Origin of the sequence: Stieleria varia (assembly GCF_038443385.1) — a bacterium.
GTDB lineage: Bacteria > Planctomycetota > Planctomycetia > Pirellulales > Pirellulaceae > Stieleria > Stieleria varia.
The window spans coordinates 7,828,367-7,848,360 of the sequence record NZ_CP151726.1 but is presented as its reverse complement, the minus strand read 5'-3'; the positions used below and the strand labels follow the sequence as shown (position 1 = coordinate 7,848,360).

At 56.7% G+C, this 19,994-nt stretch carries 16 protein-coding genes; 8 read left to right on the top strand and 8 right to left on the bottom strand.

What is annotated here, in order from left to right; genetic code table 11:
* Positions 1-155 precede the first annotated feature (155 nt).
* Complete coding sequence (locus Pla52nx_RS26400; protein WP_146518892.1) at positions 156-4,199, bottom strand: DUF6797 domain-containing protein; 4,044 nt, start codon at positions 4,197-4,199, stop codon at positions 156-158.
* A 315-nt stretch (positions 4,200-4,514) separates the two neighbouring features.
* A complete protein-coding gene (locus Pla52nx_RS26395) occupies positions 4,515-5,990 on the bottom strand; it encodes a sigma-54-dependent transcriptional regulator (RefSeq protein ID WP_146518891.1) in 1,476 nt (491 codons plus the stop codon).
* A 337-nt stretch (positions 5,991-6,327) separates the two neighbouring features.
* Here Pla52nx_RS26395 and Pla52nx_RS26390 point away from each other — a divergent pair, with 337 nt between their 5' ends.
* From Pla52nx_RS26390 to Pla52nx_RS26380, 3 genes are all read left to right on the top strand, one after another.
* On the top strand, positions 6,328-6,984 hold the full coding sequence (locus tag Pla52nx_RS26390) for a response regulator transcription factor (protein ID WP_146518890.1): 657 nt from the start codon (positions 6,328-6,330) through the stop codon (positions 6,982-6,984).
* Positions 6,985-7,327: 343 nt separating this feature from the next.
* Positions 7,328-7,960 carry an imidazole glycerol phosphate synthase subunit HisH gene (hisH, locus tag Pla52nx_RS26385; RefSeq protein ID WP_146519622.1) on the top strand — a complete coding sequence of 211 codons (633 nt, stop codon included), beginning with the start codon at positions 7,328-7,330 and terminating at the stop codon, positions 7,958-7,960.
* Complete coding sequence (locus Pla52nx_RS26380) at positions 7,957-8,469, top strand: hypothetical protein (protein ID WP_146518889.1); 513 nt, start codon at positions 7,957-7,959, stop codon at positions 8,467-8,469. Before hisH ends, Pla52nx_RS26380 begins: the two co-directional genes overlap by 4 nt.
* Before the next feature lie 4 nt (positions 8,470-8,473).
* On the opposite strand, the gene Pla52nx_RS26375 is transcribed toward Pla52nx_RS26380, so the two are convergent.
* Complete coding sequence (locus tag Pla52nx_RS26375) at positions 8,474-9,055, bottom strand: RNA polymerase sigma factor (protein ID WP_146518888.1); 582 nt, start codon at positions 9,053-9,055, stop codon at positions 8,474-8,476.
* A 414-nt stretch (positions 9,056-9,469) separates the two neighbouring features.
* The gene (locus Pla52nx_RS26370) at positions 9,470-9,781 is read right to left on the bottom strand and encodes a hypothetical protein (protein ID WP_146518887.1); all 312 of its coding nucleotides are present in this window, start codon (positions 9,779-9,781) and stop codon (positions 9,470-9,472) included.
* A gap of 300 nt (positions 9,782-10,081) precedes the next feature.
* On the opposite strand from Pla52nx_RS26370, the gene Pla52nx_RS26365 reads away from it, so the two are divergent.
* Together Pla52nx_RS26365 and Pla52nx_RS26360 are read left to right on the top strand one after the other, a co-directional pair.
* Positions 10,082-10,948, top strand: a complete 867-nt coding sequence (locus Pla52nx_RS26365; protein WP_146518886.1) for a ComF family protein — start codon at positions 10,082-10,084, stop codon at positions 10,946-10,948.
* 81 nt (positions 10,949-11,029) lie between these two features.
* Positions 11,030-12,013 (top strand): DUF502 domain-containing protein, encoded by a 984-nt coding sequence (locus Pla52nx_RS26360; RefSeq protein WP_146518885.1) that lies wholly within the window; start codon positions 11,030-11,032, stop codon positions 12,011-12,013.
* Positions 12,014-12,213: 200 nt separating this feature from the next.
* On the opposite strand, the gene Pla52nx_RS26355 is transcribed toward Pla52nx_RS26360, so the two are convergent.
* Positions 12,214-13,689, bottom strand: a complete 1,476-nt coding sequence (locus tag Pla52nx_RS26355; protein WP_146518884.1) for a sulfatase family protein — start codon at positions 13,687-13,689, stop codon at positions 12,214-12,216.
* Between the two features lie 327 nt (positions 13,690-14,016).
* On the opposite strand from Pla52nx_RS26355, the gene Pla52nx_RS26350 reads away from it, so the two are divergent.
* A complete protein-coding gene (locus Pla52nx_RS26350; protein WP_146518883.1) occupies positions 14,017-16,152 on the top strand; it encodes a sodium:solute symporter family protein in 2,136 nt (711 codons plus the stop codon).
* Positions 16,153-16,200: 48 nt separating this feature from the next.
* Here the strand turns inward: Pla52nx_RS26350 and Pla52nx_RS26345 are convergent, their stop codons facing one another.
* Entirely contained in the window at positions 16,201-17,196 is a 996-nt protein-coding gene (locus Pla52nx_RS26345; RefSeq protein WP_146518882.1) for a 6-bladed beta-propeller, read from the bottom strand.
* 161 nt (positions 17,197-17,357) lie between these two features.
* Between Pla52nx_RS26345 and Pla52nx_RS26340 the strand changes: the two genes are divergently transcribed.
* A complete protein-coding gene (locus tag Pla52nx_RS26340; protein ID WP_146518881.1) occupies positions 17,358-17,720 on the top strand; it encodes a hypothetical protein in 363 nt (120 codons plus the stop codon).
* Here the strand turns inward: Pla52nx_RS26340 and Pla52nx_RS26335 are convergent.
* Entirely contained in the window at positions 17,717-18,424 is a 708-nt protein-coding gene (locus tag Pla52nx_RS26335; RefSeq protein WP_231741801.1) for a hypothetical protein, read from the bottom strand. The two genes, Pla52nx_RS26340 and Pla52nx_RS26335, sit on opposite strands and share 4 nt — an antisense overlap.
* A 226-nt stretch (positions 18,425-18,650) precedes the next feature.
* Between Pla52nx_RS26335 and Pla52nx_RS26330 the strand changes: the two genes are divergently transcribed.
* The gene (locus Pla52nx_RS26330) at positions 18,651-19,466 is read left to right on the top strand and encodes a phosphatase PAP2 family protein (protein ID WP_231741799.1); all 816 of its coding nucleotides are present in this window, start codon (positions 18,651-18,653) and stop codon (positions 19,464-19,466) included.
* Positions 19,467-19,472: 6 nt separating this feature from the next.
* On the opposite strand, the gene Pla52nx_RS26325 is transcribed toward Pla52nx_RS26330, so the two are convergent.
* Positions 19,473-19,982 (bottom strand): hypothetical protein, encoded by a 510-nt coding sequence (locus tag Pla52nx_RS26325; protein WP_342190264.1) that lies wholly within the window; start codon positions 19,980-19,982, stop codon positions 19,473-19,475.
* Between the last annotated feature and the right edge of the window lie 12 nt (positions 19,983-19,994).

The window sequence follows — 19,994 nt, the reverse complement described above, 5'->3', positions numbered from 1 at the left end:
GTGTCACGAAAACCGTGGCTAACGCCAAAACGGCTCATCTACCGAACCCACGTTCTAAGACTGGACGATGCTCTAGGCGCCTTGCGGCTCACTAAATCAGCAGTCACCTGCGCCAGGAGAGGTGACAGAAATCTGCGGCGAATGAATAACCCCCACTAGAGTTCGTGGAGCGTTCCGTGGATCACACGTTGTGTTGGCGGGCCGCCGGATGCGGGGTCGATATCGCACTTCAGTTCATAGCACCACGTCGGTTTCAGATCGGGTACCGTTAACGTGACCCTGCGTCCATCCGGGGAAACTTCCACATCGGTGATCGTCTGCTGGGTTTCATCATGGTGATCTGAGCCGTAGTTTTTGGTTCGACGCAGCGACCATGTTTTCAATTGGTATCGCGTCAAATCGGTTGCCGATTCGAGTTTGATCGGATCACTGAAGATGACAGAAAGTTTGTCTCCCGAGGCTTGGGTATCGACGGGCATCGTCGCATCTTGGCCGGTGTATCGAATTCGGTACAGGCCGCCCTCCTTGGCTTGCTGACTACTGCCCCAGGCAAACAGTCCACAGACATACAGTTGCCCATCCGCAGGATTGAATCGGCCACGCATCGTTCCCGTCGGAAACTGGGGAATCGGCAACACGCACATTCCGCCTTGAACACGTCCGTCGGCGAGGTGTTGATGTGGCACGGTGTAGACCTTGCCGTAGCCGTAAGAAAGATTGAGCAGGACGCCGTTCAAATTGCCCCACTTGGGACTGTCCACCCACAGCAGTTCTGCCGGCGAACGGTCGAATGCGTTGGTGATCCAACAGAGCGGTTGCTCCATCGCATCGTTCGACTCGTCGGTGACATCGTGATAGCCGTACATGTTGCCGTAGAAGCCGCCTTCATGAACCCAGTTGATTCGATTCTTGGGATTCCAGTGGCCTTCTTGATCAGTGACGATGAAGCTGCCGTCGTGGTTCAAACAGACACCGTTGGCCGCGCGAAAGCCCGTGGCAAGGATGTCCGTGCGACTACCGTCCGGCGTAACCTTTAGCAGCGTGCCGTGATGGGGGACCAACGCGGTCAATGCGTGCCGAGCCGATTTGGCGTAATAGAAATTGCCCTGGTCGTCGCGTTGCAGCCCCATCGCAAATTCGTGAAAGTGTTCGGTGACTTGATGGTCGTTATTAAAACACTCATAGAAATCGATGCTGCCATCTTGATTGCGGTCTCGCAAAATCACCAATTGATCGCGACAGGTGACATAGATCGTTTCGTCCACGATCTTGACTCCCAGTGGTTGAAACAAACCGGACGCGATTCGACGCCAACGCAGGATCGCGGGCGATTTCGGATCCTCTTTTGCTTGATCCCCTCCGCGCAGTCCAGTGACGTGATAGACGTCGCCATCCCATGTGCTGATCGCCATCGCGTCGCCGCCGGGAAAGAAGTCCAGGCCCGAGAAACGAAGTCGTGCCAGCCAGGGATTGCTTTCGGGCGCCGTCAGCACATCCACGGCAAATCCGCTGGAATCCGTCGACGCATCCGCCGGGCTCACGGTAATATTTGTCGTCAATTCGTTCGGCCACAACGGTTTGTCTTGATCGGTGATCTCTTGACACCAGTCTTCGTTGTCCAGGAGTTCAGCGGCCAGCTGGTTGCGTTGTGAAAGTTGGTTTGCGCTTGCCAGATCGGATGACACATCGCCGTCGGCTTGCCGAGCCGTCCAAATCGCCAGACGACGAACGTGTTGCAAGCCGGGGATCGAAAGACACAGGCGACCGTCTTGTGAAGAAAACTCACAGCCATCGGTGTCACCGGCCATGCCCGCGACCAAGCGATTGGAATTCGGTTCTATGGCAGTTGCATCCCGTTGCAGTTCAAGTTTGGGGCCCGTGTCGTCGTCGGAGATCCAGCGGGCAATCAAAGCCGAATCGTTTGTCGCGGGTTGTTGGATCTCGCCAGCAGAAAATGCTTTGCGGTAAAAACGCACGTCCGCCAATTGACCGTTGAACCCGGTTTCCTTGGGAAAGTTTGCCGCACCGTATCCGATTCGAACGATCGGCCGCTCGATGCTTTTGCGTGGTGAGAGTTTGCCTTCACCAGCCGGTTTGTTGTCGACAAAGAACCGAACGCGTTGTGCGTCTTTGTTCCAAACCATCGCGATGTCATGCCATCGATTGTCCGCGATGCGTTTGTCGGATTGTACGACTCCGACCCATCCAACGTCGTAGCACAGTCGTCCACCGCGTATGAACAGAACGGTGCCATCTGGCACCCAGTTTGGAGCGTCGGAGGTGCGAGCAAAGATGACGCCATCGCTCTTGGTACGAACACGGGCGGTGATCGTGAAGTCATCGCCGAAGGTATCCAACGCAGCGGAGTCGTCGTTCGTCTGTAGCCACCCTGAACCGTCGAATCGGCCGGTACTCTCTTTGGAGATCACCTCCGCGGCTGTCTCGGGTCTCGCCGGGCGATTTGAGTCATTGTTGAATGCGACCGAGTTGGAATCGATCACACGGACAGTTGCACCGGCCGTCGTGTCCGTTGCGATCGAAACGATAAGGTTCTTTTGACCCGGCTGGATTTGCAACAAGCGGACAAACGCCGGTGAGTCGGCTTGTTGGTTCAGAGTGTCAAAGGACTCCAGGATCTCGGTGGGTCCGATACGATAGGCGACTGCAATGCGGCCACCCTTTTGGTAGGCGCCGTGATACTTTGCCCATGACTGAGGCAGAGGTCCGTAGCGTTTGCCGTCGCGTCCGATCACGCGGGCGTCATCGGCAAAGCTGTTGTTTTCCGGATTGGCCCAGCCGGGGCCAGTCGGGTTGGCCAATACGATATCTCCGGCGACACGCGGATGGGCTTGATGTCGACCGTCGAAGTGAATCCCACGCCAATCGATGAACCGTGCGGGCGACTTGGGGTCGTGAGTCCACGCGCCGGCAAGTCGCATCGTGTCATGATCGAAAACGACCCACTGATTGCCACGAGCGACTCCGCCGGGGCCGCGGTCAAGGCGAACGGAGAGCCCCTTGTAGGCGATGTTGGTTCCGTCATTGCCAACCTCGACGGTGTTGAACATCCACGGTCCGTAATCCATGTCGCTCCAGGGTTTGGACTCGATCGGTTCAGGGCCGAACGTGTCGCCTTTGGGGAGAGACTCAAGATAGGTCTCGGTGATCTCCTCGTACTGCTTGGGATTGTGAGGTTTGACATAGGCTTCGCGGATGTAGTGCACCACGTCGTATTTTTGACGTGGAACCATCCAAGTTTGCGGCACCATCAAACCGAAACCATGGGTCAACGTGTGGTACATCGAGAACGGGTCACCACCCACGCGAAAGTTTCCTTGAGCGAAACGCATGGCGGTGGGCAGAGATCCCGGTTGATCCACCGTGCCATGACAGTTGACGCACAATCGATCGTAGATGTCCTTGCCTCTGGAAAAGGAGTCCTTGTCCAGCGAGCGAATCAGTCCCGCGTGATCCACCTTGGACTCATAGTCGGGCAAGCGAAACTGGATCAGTTCGGGTGACGGTTGCAATTCGCGAGCGCGTTGAGTCCCGCCGTCTCGGATTTCGAGCACGTACCGTACCAAATCAAAAAACGACTGCTCGCTCGCGAACGTATTGATGATTCCCCCGGGCATGACAGATGTCTTGCTCAGTACCGCGTCGTCAATGTCGTGCGATCCGATTCGAATCGGTTGACCGGTCGCCACGTCTCTGACGACGACCGCTTCATCGGTTTGACTGATCAGCAAGCCGGCAACTACCGTGCCGTTGGTTCGCAGGACAGACATCGTTTGGTAGCCGTCCCGGATCATCGCGGAGGGATCCAGGATGGATTGAACCACGTGTCGATCATCGTGAGGTTGTGCGGTGATCAACTTGGCGAGATTGGGACCGAGCGATTCATCGCGACGGTCATCGACACTATGACACTTGGCGCACCCGACATTGGCTTGATGGAAAACCACCGCGCCACGAACCGCGTCGCCCTGCGTCAACGACTGTTGGACGAGTTGCTCCAGCGAGCGTGCATTCAATCGTGACTCGAGCGATTGTGAGAACGCTGTCGGTGCGAGAAGGCACGCGAAGATAACGATCGCTAACAAGGCACCGCTGAGCAGTGTCCGTGATGTTCTCCATTGGACGATTTCAGCATCGAGTGGCTCCGCGAGCGGGCCAATACCAAAGAAAGGGTATTTCATGAGCGATTGTCAGTCAGCGGGCGGGTGAATGGGTGCATCGAAGATGGCTGGCAAGTTCCGTTTTTTGCCAGACCGGATTTCGACCGACCCTAGTTTAACCCATCCGCGTCTTTCGGACCGGCAGGTTACTGGTCGTTCGGTCGTCCAGATCGATAGACACCACCAAACGCCGTGAGCCGCGACGCGTGAGCGGCCGGGTTATTCATCAGCCGGCACGGCATAGCGTCCGGTTCCTGATTACAGGCGGAGAACCGGACGCTATCGCGTGGCGGCTGGTTCATCGAACCCTCGTTCTAATTCTGGACGATGCGCTGGCTACAGCGTTTCGCCGGAGAACTGCAGTCGTGGGTCGTCCAGCCCCAGACGCTTCATTTTTTTGTAGAGCGTCGTCCGGTTGATTTCCAGAACGTCGGCCGTTGCAGCGCGGTTCCAGTTGTACTGCCGGAGCGCTTGCAGGATGATTTCACGCTCGGGGGCTTCCAACGCTTCTCGCAAACTCTTGCCGTTGAAGACACACGGGATGTGATGACTCGTTGAGTGTTGGGCTGCCGGGGTAGCGGAGCCGGCGGTGGACTGAAGCGGCATGGCGCCGAAGTCCGTGAAGCCGTCTGACTTGCCTGTCAGCTCTGGCGGCAAATCCTCCACCGTCAATCGCCCGTCACGCGAGAGCAGGACCGCGCGCTCGACCACGTTTTGTAGTTGGCGAACATTGCCCGGCCAGTGATAGGCTTGCATGAGACGGATGGCTTGATGATCAAAACCAGAGACGTCGCGTCCGCAAGTCTGGGCGGCTTCGCGTAGGAAGTGATTCACCAACAGAGGAATGTCTCCCGCACGTTCTCGCAGCGCGGGTAAGACGATGTTGACGACGTTGACGCGATAGTACAGGTCTTGTCGGAAGGTTCCCTTGGCGACCGCACGCGTCAGGTCTTCGTTCGTCGCCAAGATCACGCGTGTGTCGACGGTGTGTGTTTTGGTTCCGCCCAATTGCTCGAACTGCAACTCTTGCAGCACACGCAGCAGTTTGACCTGCATGGCTTGGGATGCCGTTGCGATCTCGTCGAGGAACAGCGTCCCTCCGTCGGCCAATTGGAACTTGCCCTCGCGATCATGATTCGCGCCGGTAAAGGCACCTTTGACGTGTCCGAACAGCTCGCTCTCGAGCAAATTGTCGGGCAACGCTCCGCAGGCGACTTCAACGAACGGTTTGCCTCGACGTGAGCTGCGTGCGTGAATCGCCCGCGCGATCATGCTCTTGCCGGTTCCGTTTTCTCCCGTGATCAGGATCGACGCACGGGCATCCGCCACACTGTCGACGACATCAAAGATTTTCATCATTCGATAGTCGTGGCTGAGGATGTTTTCCAGGCCGCTGCGTTTGTCCAATTGTTGACGCAGTCGCTCGTTTTCCTGAGTGATGTCGCGTTGCGAGACGGCTCGCTCGATCGCCAGACTCAGTTCGTCGTCGATGAGTGGCTTGGTGAGCAAGTCGAACGCCCCCGCGCGAACCGCTTCCACCGCTGTCGCGGGCGTCGCGTAACCCGTCATCACCAGGACAGTTGTGTTGGGATGATGCTGGTGAGTGTGATGGATCAGCTCAAATCCATCTTCGTTACCCAATCGCAGGTCTGTGATCACCAAATCAAACGGCTGCTGCGTTTGTTTTTGTTTCGCTTCTGAGACGCTTTGGGCGACAGCCACATCGTGAGAGAGCTCGCGCAGCCACTCGGCCATGGACTGGACCAAATGACGGTCGTCATCGACGAGCAGGATGTTGGCTGACTCAGACATGGGGTACTTGATGGCGATTCTTGGGCGGTGGTGGGCACATGGGACTGAGAACCCATGCGACGCCGTGAAGGCGCCGTGACGTGAAGGGACGGTGACGTGAAGGCACAGTGACGCAACGGCACAGTGATACGTAGGTCACGATTGCGTGGCGGGCAAAAGAGAAGGCGTATCGGCACCCATCTCGCCGCTATTTCGGGGGGGCGGGGTATGCGTTAGTCAGCATATGTACAGAATCTTCCCTTTCATATGGCGTTTTTCCGCCACGCGCCGATTTTGTGGGGCATCCTTCGGCGAGGTGAAATTGGCGTCAAAATAAGGGCAAACAAAGAGGAATCGGATGCCGCTGCAAGCGTTGATCGTTGACGATCACGAGGCCGTGCGAGAAGGTTTGGTCAACATGTTCGAGGGAACTTCTGTGCAAATTGCCGGTAAAGCCGGCGATTCGCAGGAGGCGATGTCGCTTATCCCGAGTTTGGCGAGTGAACCCGGCCTATTGGATATCGTGCTGCTAGATGTCCAAATGCCCAGCGAAGACGGGTTGACCACGCTGGTCAAGATTCGGGCTGACTACCCGGCTCTACCCATTGTGATGCTCAGCGCGTATGACAATCCCATCTACGTGGCGCGGGCCAGTGCAAACGGAGCTCATGATTTTGTGCTGAAATCCGATCCACCTCCGTTGATCATTCGAGCAATCAGCTATGCGGTCGAGCGATCCGGGCCTCACCCTGACGGATTGCTGTATCAGATTCGCAGTACGCTGCAGGCTCCCGTGGACACCAGGGTCTTGCCACCTGAATTTCCGCTGACGTCGCGTGAAGCGCAGGTGTTGCGACATGTGGCGATGGGGCTGAGCAATCGAGAAATCGCCAGTTCCCTGGAAATCAGTGTGGAAACGGTCAAGGAACACGTGCAAAACATTCTGCGAAAAACGAATTCGTCGGATCGGACCGATGCCGCGGTCCGCGCCGTTCGATTCGGCCTAGTCAACTGAAGCTGGCGACTTTGTCATCACCGCTGGCTTGTAGTGCCGGTTGTTGATTTGGTTCGGTTGGTCACGTTTGGCCGACAGTGATCACTCAGGCGGGCAAGAGTTGCCCGGTGGACGGTGTGCCCGGTGGACGGTGAACCCGTTGCCACGATAAAACGTCTCGACAAACGGACTGCTCAGACCTTTGTCTCCGTGTCATCTCTAGCAGGCTGTGCATATCAGCCGCCACGCGATAGCGTCCGGTTCTTGCCCCTACAATCGGGAACCGGACGCTTTCACGCTGCGGCCCATGCGTAATCCGGGCCAGCAGGTCTGGGCTCATTCCACTCGCCGCTGGTACATCAACATGATCACAATCGTCGACTATCAAATGGGGAACCTTCGCAGTGTGCAGAAGGGGATCGAGCGGATCGGAGGGTCGGCTCGGATTTCGTCGGATCCCCACGAAATCGCATCCGCGGAGAAGCTGGTCCTGCCCGGCGTCGGCGCGTTTGGCGATGCCATGGCGGAATTACGGCGGCGAGACCTCTGTTCGGCGATCAAGGATTTTGTGGCGACGGACCGGCCATTCTTGGGAATTTGTCTTGGGCTACAGTTGCTGTTCGAGAAAGGATTTGAGCACGGAACACACGATGGTCTGGGGATCTTGCCCGGCGAAGTCGTTCGGTTTGAATTGCCGGAGAAATACAAGGTGCCCCACATGGGATGGAACACGGTCACCAAGTGTTCGGATTCGCCATTGCTGGCCGATGTCTCCGACGGCACACACTTTTATTTTGTGCACTCCTACTTCGTTCGGCCTGCGGATGAATCCGTCGTGGCGCTGCGGTGCGACTACGGGGGGCCTTTTTGCGCCATGGTTTGGCAAGACAATCTTTACGCGACGCAGTTTCACCCTGAGAAGAGCCAAGCCGACGGTTTGGCCTTGCTCGCTGCGTTCAATGGTCTTTCCACCCAGAGCAAGGTAACGGCTGAATGAATGCGTCAACCAAGAGTTCCGTCGTGACACCGGACTCCGTCCAGCTACAAGATTTTACGCGGCGATTGACGCTGCAATTCGATTGGAGCGATGACCGATTCGTGCATCGCCTCGTCGATGCAGCGGCAGCCGTACTGCAGTCGGTCCCGGGCGACTGCCAGCAGGCTTGGCCCAGTTCTCCACCCCTGCAGCAACTTTCGCTCGAAAGCATTGGCCAGTGCGATGTAGTTCTGGGAGTCGGCTGTGCCGGAACGAGCCACTGGAGCGTCAGTGTCGAGCCGATCGAAGGTGGTTTTCGATTTGACTGGGCGTGCAAGTCCAAGGAAACGCCGCAATCACTTGGCACCCGGTATCGTCTGTCCGACGATTTTGAATTCAGCGTTGGCCAGGACGGGCGGGTCGAACAGGACGCAGGGTTCGTCTCCGTGCATCCCGTCGAGCCGCTTCTAGGGTCCAAGACTTACCGCTGGTCCTACAGCGTGCGGGCCAAGCTGACCCGCACGCAGTAAAGATTCAGACGGCTTGTAGGACGTCCATTTCCTTTGCCAATCGCTTACGAGCGACGTGCAAACGACGCTTGATCGTTCCGATCGGAGCATCGAATTCGTTGCTCATTTCGATCAACGTTCGACCACGCAAGTAGAACGCGGTCAACGTTTGTTGATCCAACGCACCCAAGCGATCGATGCTGTCGCGAACCGCCGCAGCTTCCTCGCGATCTTCCGCATCGCCGTCGGGCGAACCGTTGGCCAAGCAAGTGGCTTCCAAGGTCTCCGGGTCGCACGCCACCGCGTAACGGTTTCGCGTCACGCGATTGATCGCCATGCGATGAACGATTCGACGCAACCATCCACCGAAAGCTTCGGGGACACGCAACTGATCGATCTTTTGCATCGCTTGGATGAAAACGTCTTGAGCCAACTCTTCGGCTTCATCGGCGTTTCGGACACGACGCATCGCCAAGGCGACGATTCCGCCTCGGTAGCGATCGAACAATTCGCCGAACGCGTCTCGATCGCCCGTTTGAGCGGCGCGGACCAAGTCGACGATGGTCAAGTTTTGGTAGTCAGTCAACAAAGTGCTGTTATCAGTCATGATCAGGTTCCTTCCGAAAAACTCGACCGGTGCGGATTCAGTTCGCGGGATGGTCGCGACCCGAAATCGGGTGACTTCGGATCGATGATTCGGTTTCTGCGAGCGAGTCTTTCTTTCCTGAGCGATCCGACGCACGTACGTGCGGAGATGCAGGGAAAGTCGGAACACGCGGGACGGGGAAATGCCGAGTCCGACGTTGCTTTGCGGTGATCGCTGAATTCAGGAGCCGTGTTTTTGAAATGCGACAGCGTTTGGGAAACGAGGTCGTGTTCAAAGCGAGCTTGGAAAATTCAGCCAATGTCCGCTGGCGAGGTCATTGACAGGGCAGTTGCAAACGAGCGATCCGTTGTCCGCAAAACGTGTTTTGCACAGACAACCGACACCCGCCGCGACTAACGTGGTAAGACCGTTTGCTCAGCAATTTGCTAAGCGGAGTCCTGCCTCGGGGCGTTGGGTCGATGGCAGTATTCGCTGCCACGGACTGACGCCCTGTTTGTCAATCGCGAGCTCGATGTTGCGTTTCAACTCGAGACTTCTCAGGTCAACTGGCAGCGGATAGCCGCCCGATGAACCGGAGCCCGAATAACACAACATCCCCAGAGGCATCCGCGCCATCGGTAGATGGAGGTGCAATGCGCGGACAATCGCCTCTGTGCCAATGAATCCACGGGCGACCGTTACGGCCACGAAGCGTGTGATGGCTGCGGTGATTTGTTCGAAACGCATTTCAATCCTCCCGGCACCCGTCAGGATGCGGCGCGGACAACAGAAAAAAGACCTGAACGATAGGTTCCGTCACGGTGGAATGGGAACAGGATGAAATCTCTATGTTAGAAAACTCTGCTCGCCACCCTGACGGGGATCGCCCACCTGGATAAAACGTATTCCAGATCGGCACCAAAAGCCAGCGGAATTTCCGCCTGCCTTTTAGATGATCGTTTAGACGCCGTGCCCCACTGTAGGTTCGCACTGAAAAACAAAAAAATTTGATTCGACATTTGGTCCAGGGTTTTGATCCGGTTGCTCATGTGGCATTTTCTTGCTCGTTCCCGTGATCTTGCCCGCGAAAGTAGCCGTTTGCTGCTGGATTTGGTGTTTCCTCCAACCTGCCGATTATGCGGTGAATCCGTCGATTCGACGTCAGATTTTTGCCTCTCCTGCCACCAATCACTGACCATCACGGAGTCCTTGATGCGTTCGGCATGCTCCCGGTGCGGGCGACCACAGGGCAGTCGACTACTGGGGGCTGATTCGGAATTGCCATCGCCGTTTCAAACGGACGATCACCAGGATTGTTCCCAGTGCCGCAAGGAAACCTACGAATTTGACCGAGTGATTCCGCTGTGGATTTATGAGGGAATGGTTTGCGATGCGGTGGTGGCGGCCAAATTCGGCCATCAATTGGCGTTGGGGCACGCCCTGGGGACCCGACTGGCCCGACGGGTGTGGGAGTTCACTCGCGAGGACCCTCCAGACGAGGTGGTCGGGATGCCGTCGCACTGGATCAGAAGGATGCAGCGACGTGGAAACGGCAACCAAACCATCGCTGCAGCGGTTTCCGGACTGCTATCGTCCCAATGTGCCGAAGATTCCGGTGGCGATGTGCCCTTGATTTACCCTCTGCGTACAACCCGTAAAATCCAAAAACAGGCTTGGCTCAACGACTCAGAGCGCCGAAAAAATGTTCAAGGTGCATTTGCGCTATCCAGGGGCTATGGTTTGCGCAGGCGCTTTTTGCCGGGCCACGATGGACCATTGGATGGCCGACACGTATTGTTGGTGGACGATGTCCTGACGACCGGGGCGACGGCGAACGAAGTCACGCGGGTGCTGATTCAGGCGGGAGCACGACGGGTGACCTTGGCGGTCCTGGCCAGAGCTGTCTGGGGTTGACCGGCCGTCCAAATTCAGGCATTTCACAACTCGCGCGACACAAACGCCAAGCCATCCAAGCCAATAAGGCTTCTCTTCAAAATGGATCCCACCCTGACGCCTCCACCGAAACCCAAAAGACGCGCTGCGGGTTTCCGCAGCGCGGTTCTTCGTGGATTAGGCGTGGTCCTGCCACCACTGTTGACCATTGTTGTTCTGATCTGGGCATGGAACACGATCGAGAGCTACGTGCTCGGTCCGATCGAATCCACACTCCGTAGTGGATTGGTGCTGTACTGCGAAACCACAGGCGGCACTCAGTCGGAAGTCCCCAAGGATGCGGTCGCGACCGCTGAAGGCACCCGCAGGCTGGATGGATTTACCTACGAAGGCGTTCGCTACGTACCAGATCCCACCCGTCGCCGGTTTTTGCCCGAGTATGTCGTCAAGGTCGTCGACGACAACGCGGCTTATTTTGGGCCGGATTCTCCCAAACCGGCCAGCGCAAACGCCTACTGGCATCGATACGTCGAAACCGAATGGATGCCTCGCAAGATCGTCCTGCCCGTTTTCTTGATCGTGTTCTTGACTGTCCTGTACTTCCTTGGCCGTTTGTTCACGTTTGGACTGGGACGATGGTTCTTTCGCGCTTTTGATGCAGCGGTCTTGCGAATTCCAATCGTCAACAAGGTCTACGGCGGCGTCAAACAAGTGACGGATTTCGCATTCAGCGAACGCGAGATCGAATTCAACCGTGTCGTTGCGATCGAGTATCCCAGTGCGGGCATCTGGTCGCTCGGTTTCGTTACGGGCAACAGCATCCGACAAATCGCCGAAGCGACCGGTGAGCCGATGCTGAGCGTCTTGATGCCGACCAGCCCGATGCCGATGACAGGATTCACCGTCACGGTCAAGCGTAGCGAGGCGATCGATGTCGACATGACGATCGACGAAGCCATTCAGTTTATCGTCAGTTGCGGCGTTGTCGTTCCTCTGGATCAACGAGGCGTACAAGACGTCAAGCAAAGGGACGGCGAGGAGCAAAGATTGAGCAAGATCGATTCCGCTAAAATCACCAGTCGGTGAAAGACGCCTTGTGTGCCCTTGATTGGAAAAGATGCAAATACCAGCACGAAGCGCAAGCGAGTGAATGAAACGCCGTGAATCACTCGTTTGCGCTTCGTGCTGGTGGTCTGAGATAACTTATCTTTAGGGTAGTGGATCTTGTTCAAGATCCTGTAGCGGTGGGATCTTTGGCAAGATCCCCTATCGGCAAACCCAAACTTCTAGTTGCGGCTTCGACCAGCCTGGACGATCGCTTTCATTTCCGCCTTCAGTGTCTCCACGACCTCGGCGCGATCCGCGTACACGTTCGTGGTTTCTCCGCGGTCGGACTGCAAGTCATAAAGCTGTCCGGGGAATTCATCTGCCAACCCGGCGTCGGGGTCTCGCTCGGAGAAACCTCCCGAGCCTTTCCCGTCGATGTACTTCCATTGCCCCCGACGCATGGTCATCAATCCGCGGCCGCTCTTGAGCACCAGTGATTCTCTGGCCGGGTAGCGGTCACCCGCTGGCTTGCCCGTCAACTCGGAGAGAAAACTGAAGCTGTCGGGGCCGGCCTGGCTTGTCGACTCCGAGGACACTCTTCCAGCCGAAACCATTTCGTCCAAGGTCGCCAGCAGATCACAGAAACTGATCAAGCGATCGCTCGCCGTGCCGGACTTCACCACACCCGGCCAACGCACCACAAAAGGCATTCGATGACCGGCCTCCCACGCATCGGCTTTCATCCCTCGCAATCCGCCTGAGCTGTCGTGTCCCAGTCGTTTCACGTCGGCCTCGTACCAAGTCGGCCCGTTGTCGCTGGTGAAGATCACCAGAGTGTCGTTCGACATCGACGATTCGTCGAGCTGCTTGAGGATCCGGCCGACCATGGCGTCGACCATCATCGTGAAATCACCGTACATGTCCGCACCGCTCTTCCCCCGGTACGCTTCGTCGGGCAGCCATGGCGTGTGCGGCGCTGGAAACGCCACGTACAACATCAGCGGTTTCTGTTCTGTCGCCGTCTGATGATCGCGAATCACCTTGCAGGCCTCGTCCGCGAACCGCGGCAACACGTCGTGCAATCGCAAATCCGGTGCGATGCCGCCGGCTCGCCAAAACGCACCCTGGATCGGCGACCAGCCTTCGCTCTGGCTCGCTTCAATCGTCTGAGTCGGAGGAGTGACCGCTCGCCGATCACGGATGTAAAAATACGGAGGAATGTCCGTGGACGCGCGAATGCCGAAAAACGAATCAAAGCCCACATCCACTGGACCGCCATTGAGATCTTGATCGTACCCCTGTTCGTCGAATCCGACGTGCCACTTGCCCACCATCGCCGTCGAGTAACCCGCATCGGACATCAGTGAAGCGATCGTCGTTTCCCCTTCGTCGATCAATGGCTCCTTGGGCCATTTGTTCACATTGATGCGAAAGGGATAGCGTCCTGTCATCAGGCCGTAGCGAGACATGTGGCAAAGCGGTCCGGGTGCGTGGGCGTCGGTAAACCGCATGCCGGACTTTGCCAGCGAGTCGATGTTCGGTGTGGGTATCTTGGACTCTGTGTTAAAGCATTGCGGGTCACCATACCCCATGTCATCGACCAAGATGATCAGCACATTGGGGCGGTCACCTGTCGTATCGCCGTTGGCATCCTTCGCGGGCAACAGTCCGATCAACAAAGCGGTAACGGCTACGGTGTACAGAATCTTGAGCATCTCGGATTGTCCGTTGAAGCGGGCTTGGAAGGCGAGTGAGTGTGAAGGAGAGCCTTGAATATACCGGCATCTCCACCGGCGATGACCTTTGTGCAAAACGTGGAGCGTCGGGAGATAGTCGATCAACGTTCATCACCGATTGCAGGCGGAACCGTTTCGCCCTCCATCGCCAAGTGGTACCCACACGCGAAAAGGTCGGTCAGCTAAACTGAGCCATGGCATTCTCTCCAGCGTCGTGCTGGTATCAAGGCTCAACTCGCGATTTTGCCACCTGGCCACCTTCTCTCAATCTCGCCCACCACAGTCCCACCTTCCTGAGTATCGCAGATGTCCTGGATCGACTACGTCGTTGTTGCCGTCTACTTCATCATCATGATCGCCATCGGTCTGTGGGCGATGGGGCGAGTCAAAGGCCAAGAGGACTATTTCATGGGCGGCCGTGGGTTCGGGAAGCTCCTGCAGACGTTCGCCGCATTTGGTGCCGGCACCGGCGCGCACGAGCCGATCCAAGTAGGGCGAACGGGATGGACCAGCGGATTGAGCGGCGTTTGGTCGGCACTGATGTGGCTGTTCGTGACCCCCGTGTACTGGATCACGGCGGTTTGGTACCGACGCATGCGTCACCTGACACTGGGCGATTGGTTCGTGGAACGTTACGAGTCCAAAGCACTTGGTGCCGCTTACGCCGTGTTTGCGATTCTGTTTTACATGTTCTACCTGTCAACCATGCTGTCGGCGATTGCAAAGTTTGCCGTTCCCTTGATGGGAACGGATGAAATCGCGGGTCTGGATTTGAAGTACATCCTGGTTCCTGGATTGGCTGGGATCGTGATCTGTTACGGTGTTCTGGGCGGGTTGACTGCAGCTTATTGGACCGACTTGATCCAGGGTGTCTTCATCATCCTGTTGAGCGTGCTGCTGATTCCGTATGGACTGTGGGCACTTGTGGAGCAGTTCGGCGATCCCTCCACGCAAGGATTCATGGATGGATTCACGATCATGCACCAGCGAGTTTCGGGGGACTATTTCAATCTGTTTACCGGACCCAGCGCAGGAGAGTTCCCGCCGCAGTACATCTTTGCCTTGACGCTGCTGGCCTTGGTGGGGATTGTCGTTCAACCTCACTTCATCGCGACCGGCGGCGGTTCGGCTAAAAGTGAGAACGAAGCTCGAATCGGACTGGTGGTGGGCAACTTTTTAAAGCGTCTGTGTACGGTCGGTTGGGCATTGACCGCATTGATCGCACTGGCCCTACTGGCCGGCCGTCCTGAGCTTGCCGTAGATCCTGATTTGGTTTGGGGAATTGCAGCGAGAGAAATTCTGGGTCCGCTCAACGTGGGTTTGGTCGGACTGATGCTTGCCTGTTTGATGGCCGCGATGATGAGCTCGGCTGACACTTACATGATCGTCAGTTCGGCATTGATCACTCGCAACCTGTACGCCACCTACGTGAATCCCGACGCCACGGACAGAGAGAGTGTCAAAGTGGCTCGGGTGACCGGATTGGCGATCATCGTCGGCGCGTCGATCGTTGCCATCACCATGGCAGATGTCTTCGCACAATTCACCTTTGCGATCGAGTTGACGATTTTGTTCGCCGCGCCATTTTGGATCGGAATGTTTTGGCGTCGTGCCAATGCCACAGCGGTTTGGATCACGATCGCTTTTTCGACTCTCGTCTTTTTTCTGTTGCCGATTGTTATTCCTGCACTGGCCCCTCAGATGCGGACCAGCCCGCAATGGACAACGACAACCAATCGCGTCACCAAGACGATCACTCGCGCCGCGACGCCAGCCGACGTCGCTCGACACGAAGCCTGGATCAAGGCTGTGAGTCAAGCCGACGGAAATGCAGAGTTGCTCAAGAAGATCGGTGTGGAACCACCGGACTGCAGTGTGGGCGACGAAATCAATGTGGTCCTCACATCAGGTGATAAATCTGTCTTTTGGAGTGGTGGCGTCGAGTCGGTAAAGGCTGCGTTTGAACGCGTCGATCAAACCGATGACGGCAAAATGTCGATCTTGACCGAACGTCGCGTGGGAGAATTGAAGGGGCAAGGACAGTTCAATCTCGATTTTTTGATCTATCACTACTTGGGTGTCGATCTGGCCAACGCATCCAAAGCAACGATCGAAACGTTGCGTTTGCCTACCCGTGTTCTTTTGCCCTTCCTCGTCTTGATCGTTGCCAGCTATCTCACACCACGCACTTCTCAAGCCGCTCTGGACCGCTACTACGTCAAGATGAAAACGGAGGTGGATCCTGATCCCGAGACGGATCGAAGAAACTTGGAAGAGTCCTACCGAAATCCCAAACGTTTCGAGGACAAACGGCTCTTTCCCGGGACCGATTTCGAAGCGTTGCGGCCGCGCCCCTCGGACGTGATCGGCTTTGCCATCTCCGTTGTCGTGTGCTTCTTGGTCATCGCACTCTTGAGCTGGCTAGCAGGGATCGGCGGCTAGGATGCACTAGCCGTTGGTTCAGGCTCCATCCGGCCTCAGCCGGGCAATTCACTTCACTCTCACGAGTTTCATCAGGCGACCTGCGACGTTCCAGTCTTGTACGTACAGGTTGCCGTCTTTGTCCCAGAACGATCCGTGGGTGCCGCTAAAGATGCCTTCGATCCATTCTGATTGAGGCACGTTGAAACTGCCGCCTTTCTTGGGGTCTGGGTTGTGCCCCAGCACCGAAATGATCCGGTTGGACTTATCCAGGATCACCAACCTACCTTGCAAGTCAGGCACCGAAACGAAATCACCTTGGATGGAAACCGAAGTCGGCATCCCCAGCCCCGTGATGACTTCCTCGATAAAGTTTCCGTCCAAGTCATAATGCAGCAAGCGTCCCTTGGGCGTGTGATTGCGATCGCAGATCAGCAAACGATTCGGTTCGTAGCGAGTGTCCAGCGTCATCCCGTGAGCCGTGTTGAACTGCCGCATGTCGTTGCCCTTTTCACCGAAGTGACTCAGGTACTTGCCGGTCTTGTCGAACCGAAAGATGTGGTTGCTGGCGTATCCGTCGGAAAGATAAATGTCGCCGTTGGTTGCCACGGTGATCGCGGTCGGATTGAACTTTTTGAGATCCAACCCGGACTCCTTGGGGAACGGCAGATGCAGAACAATCTCGCCGTTGTGCACGTTGAACTTGATGCCTTCCGCATTCTGATTGCGAGCACCATAGATGAATTCACCGTCGTCCTCCTGGCGGATCTCCATGTCGTGGATGTTGCTGTAATCCGGCCCCAGGTACGAATGGATCACTTGACCCTCGGGCGAAAACACGAACACACCGGCTTTGGCGCTGGTGTAAATGTTGCCCGACTTGTCGATCACGACGGCCCCGTGTGTGGGCCCCAATGGTGAATTTCCGTCTGGCCGCAGTCCCCATCCAGGGACTGTGTCAAAAGTCATGTCGCCGGCGCCCATTCGCACCGGTTGAGGTTTTTCGGCTTGCAGGGGCAGGGCAGCCAGAACGAACAAGGCGAGAAAGCAGGCAAGACGGTTCATTGGAGGCAGGTCCGGTCGATTGGAGGATAGGAGAGCATGGTGCGGGGAACTGAAATCGTACATGGAATGAACGACAAAGGGTTGTTGTCATCGATTTCTGCCCACGATTTTATCTGGTATCCTCGGGTGCTATCCTGGACCCTTTATCAGCCTCAGCCGAAATGACGGAGAAGACACCGGTGAGTGATGATTGGCAGCAGAAACAGACACCGACAGAAGACTCGGCGACCGAAAATTTCGATCGCGGTGACCGGGATGGTGCCCAGAATGATGACCAGACTGCTGATCAGACTGCTGACCAGACTGCTGACCAGACTGCTGACCAGACTGCTGATCGGGGCAATGCGGCGATCGAATCAGCGCTTCGAAAAGCGCTGCTCGTGTTTGTGTTCGCCATGCTGCCGATCATCGCCCTGCTGGTGATCTTGAATCTGAATCGCAAGAACGCGAAACCCAGCGAGTTTGACGTGGTCGCACCGACGGTTCCCGACGCCGGACAAGCAGAACTGCCGCGACGTGATTAGCGATTCGTCGTATTGGTGTGCCCTTGAGCGACACTAGGGCGAGGGTTGAAGATCTTTCTCGTTCGGTGTGGTCGGTACGGTGCAGGCGCGATTTGCACTTCTCCTTGCGGAGGCATCATCGAGCTTTCGCCGATGACCTGGGGTGTCGAATAGTGAACGTCACTCGGGTAGCCGACTTCCATTCCGCAACCCGGCTCACAGCCACAGCCCGGCTCGCAGCCACACGCCGGTTCCAAACCGCAACCAGGTTCGATTCCACATCCGGGTTCGATTCCACATCCAGGTTCGATTCCACAACCGGGTTCTACAAATCCTCCTGAGCAACTGCCGCAGGAACATCCGGCATCGCAACCGGCATCACATCCTGTAGCGCACCCGGTGCTGCATCCGTCGCAACCACATTTGTATCCCCACAAGCTGCCGATGCCGGAGAACACGGAACGGCATTTTCCACAGGATTGTCCGTTGTGGTTTCCGCATTGATCACAGGGATCGACGCAGTCGGCGGGATGATTGATCCACGGATCGACGTACAGCTCACCGCACCCAGTGCAGTTGTCGCACGTGGAGCATCCGTGTCCACCGATCGCGGGGCCACAGCAACCTGCGCCCATCGGCCCGACGCCCATCGGCCCGACGCAGCCGGTGAGTCCCATCGTAGCAAGACCAAGTACGACCAACGGTAAAATGCGCAACAGTGACATGGCAGACGTCCAGAACAGTGAAATACTTTTTCGTTAGGATCGTCATCGGCCGCCTAATCGTCAAAGTTCAACAAAACTGTTCAAACGGGCGGACAATGCCTGCCTCGTTGGTCGATGAAGTATGGCGTCGCAACGCTGATCTTTCGCTCGGGGATGCGATTTGGTTACGTTCCCGATGCACTGATGTTGTGCGACCACACCGACTGTGTCTGCAAGGTTATCGTCCATGCCACCGCGTGAAACACGATCCGACGACAAGCCCACTCCTCTCATTGCAATGATGGCGTTGCGGGCCCCCACGATCACCCAGCGTGTCGGGTACATTCGCCCGTCATTGTTGTTGTGGATCGCCTCGATCATGTTGCTGACCGTGCCCATGATCACCTTGATCGATGTCCCGATGGCACAATGGTTTGCGTCCAAACCGTTGCCCAAGGAGCTTTCTGACGCAATTGATTTGATGCGTGTGTTCTCACACGGCAGCGGTATTTTGCTCGTGTTCGTTGCTATCTTTTTGATGGCCCCACGACTGCGATGGCATTTGCCTCGTTTAGCGACGATGGCGATGGGTGCCGGAGCCATTGCGACGATGGTAAAGATGTTCGTGCTGCGTCCGCGCCCCAGCGGCTTGAACCTTGACATGGCCCGTCACGACTCGGCTTGGCTGTGGGCTTTCGATTGGAATCTCAGTCAGGTTGCTACGTTCGACGCCAGCACGCGAGCGTTTCCCAGTGGAGATGTAGCCACCGCGATCGCATTGACCATCGGTTTGTGTGCCGTGTTGCCGCGTGGACGATGGCTCTTTGCCTTGATCTGTTTGGGAACATTCGTGCAGCGTCTGCACACCGGGGCTCACTTCGTCAGCGATTTGTTCGGTGGTGCCGCGTTCGGTCTGCTGTGGGCCTATGCATGCACGCATCCCAAGCTCTTGGGCAGCTTGTTTGAAAAGATGCAACCAGAATTGACAGGGCGACGCCGCTCTGCGGACCGATCCACCGGCGGTGACGAAACCGTCGACGATGCCGTTCGCAAAGCGGCTTGAAGTCTCTCACGGTTGAGTTGGAGTTTGCGGCTCAAATTCTTCTGTCGAAATATTCTCAATCGTCGCCAGTCCTGCCGGCACCCCGCGGACTTTGACAAACCCCGAGATGGCAACGATTGCAATGCCCATCAGGACCACAACAGTGATCCACCGTTTGCGTTGATCTCGGATCGGCTGCAGTTTCTTGCTGCGTCCCACCAGCGCTGAGGCGAGAAAGAACACGGCCAACGCCAACAGCATTTTTGTTCCCAACAGGGCATGGTAGAGCGAGTCCCCTTTGTGCAGGGATACGGCTCGCACGTAGTTGTAGAGTCCCGTCGCCAGCAACAACAGGATTCCGACGTGGACCAGACGTTTCCAGCGACCGCCGACCGCAGAGGCAAGTTGCTGATGAGATTCGTCGGACAATGTCTTGGCCGACGGCAGTAGCACCAGCAGCGTGAAAATGCTGCCGCCGAGCAACATGATGGCGGTCAAGACGTGCAAAACGCGTGAAACGATGTCGATAGGAAGCATGTGATGCTCGGG